This window comes from Streptomyces sp. NRRL F-5122 (genome assembly GCF_001507435.1).
Classification (GTDB): domain Bacteria; phylum Actinomycetota; class Actinomycetes; order Streptomycetales; family Streptomycetaceae; genus Streptomyces; species Streptomyces lannensis.
Genome location: NZ_LMWH01000027.1, coordinates 1 through 5,790, shown reverse-complemented (window position 1 = coordinate 5,790; position 5,790 = coordinate 1). Strand labels below are relative to the sequence as shown.

Below are 5,790 nucleotides of genomic sequence, written 5' to 3'. Positions count from 1 at the left end.
CGCTGGCGGCGATGTTGTCCGTGAGCTGTTCCAGCTTGCGGGCGCCGACGATGACGCTGGTGACGGCGCGCTGGGCGAGCAGCCAGGCGATGGCGACCCGGGCGGGGCTCACCTCGTGCCGCGCGGCGACCGTGCGCAGCGCGGCGAGCACAGTGAAGCCCTTCTCCTCGTCGAAGGGTACGAAGTCGAAGCCGTTCCGGGTCCGGCGGGAGTCTTGTTCTGTGCTGACCCCGCCGCGGTCGAACTTGCCGGTGAGGAATCCGCCGACGAGTGGTTGCCAGACCGTCAGGCTCAGCCCGGCGTCCTCGGCCATGGGCACCAGGTCACGTTCGGCGTCGCGCGACAGCAGCGAGTAGTGCGTCTGATTGGCGACGAACTTCGCCTGGTTGTGCAGCGCGGAGATGCCCAACGCCTTGCTGATCTGCCAGGCGGCGAGGTTGGAACAGCCGATGTAGCGGACCTTGCCCTGCCGTACCGCGTCGTCGAGCGCGCTGAGCGTCTCCTCGATCGGCGTCATGTGGTCGTGGTTGTGGATCTGGTAGAGATCGACGTAGTCGGTCTTCAGCCGGCGCAGGCTGTCCTCCAGCGCCCGCATCACGTGCAGACGGGAGAGCCCCTGGTCGTTGGGCCCCGGCCCGACCGGAGCCATCAGTTTGGTGGCGAGCACCACGTCCCGCCGGTGCTGCGCGATCGCCCGGCCGAGCAGCTCTTCGCTCTCGCCGTCGGCGTAGACGTCGGCCGTGTCGATGAAGTTGATTCCGGCGTCGAGTGCCGTGCCGACGATCCGATCCACTTCCTCCTGCCCGAGTGCCCCATGGGTGCGGTACACCGGGTGCTCCTTGCCGCCGAACGTCATCGCGCCCAGGGAGATCTCGGAGACCCAGACCCCGGTACGTCCCAGCAGACGATATTTCACCAGCTACTCCTTGCTTGCAGATACACCCGGTCCACCGGCAGGCGACCCGGCGTCCCACATCTTTCCGGCCGCTACGTCCGGACATCGTGTCCGGAAATGACGCTACACGGTGTCCGGACGAGGTGTAGTGTGACGTGCGCCGCAAAGCGACGACCCTAGGATCCGGACATGCCTTCGATCACCCGACGACGCACCGCGAAGGTCGGCCGCCCCACCTCGGCCGAGGCGGACATCCTGGCCGCGACGCAGCGTCTCCTGATCAAGGGCGCGAACTTCACCGAGCTCGGCGTGCAGCACATCTGCACCGAGGCCGGCGTCGCCCGCTCGACCTTCTACAGCCACTTCCGCGACAAGATCGACCTGCTCATCCGCCTGGCCACCGAACTCATGACCTCCTCCTTCGACGTCACCTCGGCATGGTCCCCGTCGGACGGCGTCGAACGTCTCGCAGACGCCTTCCTGCAAGTGGTGAAGGTCTATCGGAAACACGCCGCCGTAAGGCGGGCGCTCGCTGAGGTCGCCACATACGACGCGACCGTGCGTGACTTCTGGAGTGCGGAACTCAACCAGTTCACGGACTGGACGATCGCGGTGCTCCGCGCCGAGCAGGACGCCGGCCGCACCCCGGCCGACCTGGACCCGGTGAGTGCAACTCGGGTGATCGTCATGGGCGGCGAGCGGGCCCTCGTCGACCACGTCACCGCCGGGGATCCCGCCGGCGACGCCGCGTTCGCGCGCGAGCTGGCACTGACCTGGTGGCACGGCTTTTACCGCCGCCCGGCTGGCTACAGCAAGTAAGTGCTTTGGCCGAGGCCACCTTGAGGATCTCGTTCGCCCACCGCAGTTGGGCGTTCACCCAGCGCCCGAGGGCCTCCGACCTGCTGCCCTCGGTGAGCTCTATCGGAGACAGCGTGGACAACGCGATGATGGATTCCTTCTGGGCCCGGGTCCAGGTTGAACTACTCGACCGCAGACGGTGGCGGACGTGTCTGGAGCTGCCCACAGCACTCCTCGAGTACCTAGACGTCTTCCACATCCGACAGCGCAGGCAGCACCGCTGCCGGCGGCGAAGCGAGTACGTCGTATTCGGCCGGGGACAAGTACGTATTCGTGATCAGGCCCTGGACGGTGCCGGGTTGCAGGATGGGTACCTACCGGGTGAGCTTGAGCTCGCAGCGATCGTCTGTGAAATCCGCTCGCCGCAGCCTCAAACGGGTCCCCACCACGTATCTGTCGGTGATCACGCGAGTTGTGGTCACCGCAGACAGTTCGGGAGGCCTGGCGAGCAGAAACCGTCTCTCCCGTTCGACACGGGGGGTACTTGCCTGCGCGAACCGACTGGCCCTGAACCCCACCTGCCTTGTCCTCCATGAGGAAAACTTCTCAGCCGTCCCGTTCATTCTCGGAGCGGAGGCGAAGGCTGGGCACTGCACCGATGGGTCTGTCGTAGGGCGGGAACATGTGCCGCATGCCGGTAGTTGGTTGATGACGCTCGCCGGAGCCTTCACCCGCATGCAACGGGGTCGGCCCGTGGCTGGCAGGGACTGGCCGCGCTGAGCGGCGGTGCGCACTCTCTGCCCTCCCGTCCCGCCCTCACTTTCCGGCGCTGGACGCCAAGGGGGCCCTTGCGCCGTGGGCACGGCGCGGGCCCCGGTGGCAGACGGGTCCCTCAGCGGGTGGCGCGCGGGGGTGTCGGGGTGCCGTGAACCCGCTTGGCGTGCCTGACGAACCGACGTCGCGCGACCGCGTGCATGAGCAGCCTGGCGACGGGCGGTGCCTCGGCGAGGAGCGCTCTGACGACCTCGGGGTCGCCCTCGTACATCGCCATGCCAAAGGCCAGCGGAAGGGTCTTCTTCGATGATTTCTCGAGGCTGTGCTCGCCGAGGCGCCTCCACTCCGCCGCAGTTACGTACTTCTCGGCCAGGGGGAGGATCCGCTCCTCCTCCATCGCCATGTGCTCCAGCACGGCGGTCTCCAACCGGACGAACGCCTCGGCGAGTTCATCACCGCCGCGCGCGGTGGAACGCCACCGCGGCAGCAGACGCAGGACCTTCGCGTTGGCGGACTCGATCCCTTGGTGCTGCTGCTCCATGACCGGCACGATGTCCTGGGCCTCCTTGCCGCCGCGTTGGTGGAGCAGCGGCCACAGGAAGACGTCCTCGCCCTCGTGGTGGAGGTGCAGGAGGTCGCAGACGAAGGAGGCGTGGGCGCCGACGACCTCGGAGCGCCTGGTGTCTTCCGGGGCGACGTCCCTGACGAGTTGCGGGAGGAGGCCAAGCTCACGGCGCAACATGGTGTGGACCATGTACATGTCCCGCACATCGGCCATAGGTTCTTTGGTGCTCGGGTTCACTGGGGTCCTTGATCGTCGTCGCGGAGATCCGCTGCTGCTTGCCTGAGGCATTGGGTCTGCCGAACCTGGCCCGTCCTGCGCCGGAGCGCATCCGGGCTCCAGAGAGGGTTGCAGTCCAACGGGGATCAGAGGATGCACCCGTGACTGCCACCTCACAGGAATGTAGAGGGCGAGAGGGCGAGAAAATAGAACGCGCGCGTCAGATTTAGTCGTCCAGCCACCCGCAGCGTCCGGAAACTGCTCTGCTCCGTTACCGCTGGTCAGGCAGTTCCATCCGCTTGGAGGGTCAGTGACGGCGCCCGGCGGCACCGTGCAGTTCCTGTCCCCTCGGCACCCCGCTGCAGGTCTCCGATGTCGAACCCGGTGCCACTCCTGACATCACCGCAGTCTGCATTCATGCTTCCTGCTCTGCACAAGGCCGCGGACGGGGCCCATCCTGACCGCCAAGGGCTACACCGGAGCCGGTATCGGCATCCACGTTCCAGCTGCCGTCCAAAGGGCCGGTCGGAGCCGAATCGCACGACCTCGCTCCACTTGGGCTTCGATCCCTCGATCTGCGCCTTCAGGGCTGCGAGGGCCTGACCGGTGCTGTAAGTGCCCAAGGAGCCCTGAAAGACCCGCCGCACGGGGAGCTCGGAAACGGAGTCCCTGCGGCCCGGCGCAGAAGTCGCGTCGACGCCTGTGAGACCGCCTCGCGGGGCGGGGCCGCTCATCACACGACGGGCGTTGGCCTCCGCCTCCCGCTCGAACCGGTCTGAGGGGTCCGACACCCGCAGGCCCGCACCGTTGTCGGTACCGGCGACCGGGCCGCTGCGCTGCTGGACGACGTGGGTCAACTCGTGTGCCAGGGTGTGCTTGTCGGCGCCGCCCCGGCCTACGACCACATGGCTGCCCGAGGTGTAGGCGCGGAAACCGATCTCGGCGGCGGACCGCTGGGCCACGCTGTCGGTGTGCACATGTACTTCGGGAAAGTCCGCCCCGAGCCGCTGCTCCATGTCCGCCCGTACGTCAGCGGCCAGCGGTCGACCGGCGCTGCGCAGGACATCCGCGACGATGGAGCGCTGCGCGGGCACCGGCTCCGGGTGGCCACAGCCCGCTGCGTGCTCGTGCCGCTCCTGGGCCAGCGTATGCTGCACCGCGGCATTACCTGCCGTCCTCTGCAAGGCGGGTACGGTCTCGGTCGTCCACCCGGCGGACTGCGCGGCTCTGACGACGGGTCCGGCCGGCCTACGTTGCCCGTCGGCAGCCTGGCCCGGTCGCTCCTCTTGCGCGCGCATCGCCACTCCTCGATTCGGGGCCTACGGTTCCCAGGCACTCTCTGTGGCGGGCAACGAAACAACGACCGGAAGGGCAGATGCAGAGGTCGAACGGCCGTCACCCACTGTCGCTCTTCCGCTCCTGGCGGGCAGCAGCTCTTCTGGTGGCGGGTGTCAATCGACCAGTGGGCTGTCGGGTAACCAGCGGAGCACCCCGCCGGGTGAGCATTCGAGGATGCAGCAGATCTCGTTGAGCGTCGTGAAGCGTGCGGCTTTGGTACGGCCGTCATTCAGTACGGCGTTGTTGGCGGATGCCGACGGCTTCGGCGAACCGGCATGCCGCCGGGTCGACGTTCTGTGGGCGCTACTGCGTAACAACAGAATCCTCACACCTGCGTCTGAACCGCTCTGGAACCTGTAGAGGCTCCGGACTCTCCCGAGTTGGGTGGAGCCGAGTTGCCAACAGTCTTAAGTCACTGGTATTGAGGCTCACGGCGTGGTGCCACGCTATGACATCGCGTCAATCGTTCTTCAATCGCGTGTCGATGAGGCGTCAATGCCTACAAGGTTGACTTGTGCTGGCATCAGTAACGTCTTATCCATGCGTCTGACGCCGGACCGTACGGTGCACATCGAAGTCCAGGCATCTCATGCTCAGCGTCAGCGGCCGCCGGTTCTCGGCAGGCCGTGGCAGGTCATCGTGCACAAAGCTCAGAGAAAGATTGCTGAAAGCAGGAACATGAACCTCAAAAACATCCTCGGCAAGTTCGGTATTGCCGCCGCGGCGGTGGTGGTCGTGCTGGCTGTGACGCCGTCCGCGACCGCAGCCCACGCTCAGTCGGGCACGGTCACCGTAGCCTCCCCTGATTGGGATCTCGGCACTGACCACTGCGACGACATCAAAATCCAGTCCAGAGGCAACGGTCTTTTTGTCGCCGCGGAGGCGGAGTACACCGGATCTGTCTTCGGCATGCTCCGAGCTCGATCGTCCTCCGTTGGACCCTGGGAGAAGTTCTCCCTCTGCCCGATGGACGGGTACTACACCCTCTTTTCGTATGGCACCGGGAGTTATGTAAGCGCCGAGAAGAACTACACGGGCGCCGACGCAGGCATGCTCCGGGCGCGTGCGGCCAGCGTCAAGAGCTTCGAGAAGTTCGAAGTCCGCTGCCCTAGTAGGGCTTGGTCAGGTCGGTTGTGGTGGTGCGTGTCCTGTGGGCTGGGTGTGGCGTTGAGTGTGCGTGACTCCGGACGAGATTGCTGTGGTG

General features: G+C 66.4%; 6 protein-coding genes. 3 read left to right on the top strand and 3 right to left on the bottom strand.

All coding sequences use genetic code 11. The features are described from left to right. Positions 1 to 916 (bottom strand): aldo/keto reductase (locus ADL25_RS05845; protein WP_059126552.1); only part of this gene is annotated, 916 nt, incomplete at its 3' end. A gap of 168 nt (positions 917 to 1,084) precedes the next feature. Here ADL25_RS05845 and ADL25_RS05840 point away from each other — a divergent pair. Continuing rightward, complete coding sequence (locus ADL25_RS05840) at positions 1,085 to 1,714, top strand: TetR/AcrR family transcriptional regulator (protein ID WP_059126551.1); 630 nt, start codon at positions 1,085 to 1,087, stop codon at positions 1,712 to 1,714. Between the two features lie 871 nt (positions 1,715 to 2,585). Here ADL25_RS05840 and ADL25_RS05835 read toward each other — a convergent pair. Together ADL25_RS05835 and ADL25_RS52120 are read right to left on the bottom strand one after the other, a co-directional pair. Further along, a complete protein-coding gene (locus ADL25_RS05835) occupies positions 2,586 to 3,245 on the bottom strand; it encodes a hemerythrin domain-containing protein (protein ID WP_059126550.1) in 660 nt (219 codons plus the stop codon). Positions 3,246 to 3,529: 284 nt separating this feature from the next. Further along, a complete protein-coding gene (locus ADL25_RS52120) occupies positions 3,530 to 4,546 on the bottom strand; it encodes a DUF4157 domain-containing protein (RefSeq protein ID WP_059126549.1) in 1,017 nt (338 codons plus the stop codon). Between the two features lie 214 nt (positions 4,547 to 4,760). Between ADL25_RS52120 and ADL25_RS51780 the strand changes: the two genes are divergently transcribed. Together ADL25_RS51780 and ADL25_RS05825 are read left to right on the top strand one after the other, a co-directional pair. Beyond that, positions 4,761 to 4,946, top strand: coding sequence for a hypothetical protein (locus tag ADL25_RS51780; protein WP_159044889.1), 186 nt, complete (start codon positions 4,761 to 4,763; stop codon positions 4,944 to 4,946). Between the two features lie 180 nt (positions 4,947 to 5,126). Then, on the top strand, positions 5,127 to 5,790 hold a 664-nt coding region (locus ADL25_RS05825), incomplete at its 3' end, for a fascin domain-containing protein (protein ID WP_420711338.1).